The sequence below is a fragment of the Peribacillus psychrosaccharolyticus ATCC 23296 genome (assembly GCF_000305495.1).
GTDB lineage: Bacteria > Bacillota > Bacilli > Bacillales > DSM-1321 > Peribacillus > Peribacillus psychrosaccharolyticus.
In genome coordinates, this window is record NZ_AJTN02000133.1 from 1 (window position 1) to 491 (window position 491).

A 491-nucleotide genomic window follows, 5' to 3' on the forward strand; every position below is an offset into this window, starting at 1 on the left:
CCATATTAAATAAGATTAGGGATTATCTTATTGATTATTTAGTCAATATAGAAAGTGAAATACACAAAAGTAGGGAGCTAGAATTAATGGATACTAAAGAACAACTGGAACTTTTAATTCAAGAAGGTATAAAAGTTAAACAAAAGAACCAGCAAACTGGCAGTTATGGAATTACATTTATTAGTGGAGCTGAATATGTTACATGGATAGAGAAATGCAAAATTTTTATAAAGAAAAATGTTAGTGATCCTGAAATACAGGAAAATTTTATTACATCAGCAAAAAGAGCTAATGGTAATGGAGAGTCCTATTTTAATGAACTGATAGGGATTTTAAAAGCTCTAAAGGTTTATGATTTTAATGAGGCTATAAAAAATGTAGTTAATAAAGTAGATAATAAAATTGAAAAAATTTTTATTAGCCATTCTTCTAAGGATATTGATTATGTATATGCTTTAGTTAAATTGTTGAATAGTATAGGAATCAAGAAA

The 491-nt window shown here is 26.3% G+C and carries 1 pseudogene; it reads left to right on the plus strand.

The window, feature by feature from the left end:
* Window positions 1-86: 86 nt before the first annotated feature.
* Window positions 87-491 (plus strand): annotated as a pseudogene (locus tag WYK_RS06465) (toll/interleukin-1 receptor domain-containing protein); the annotation flags it as partial.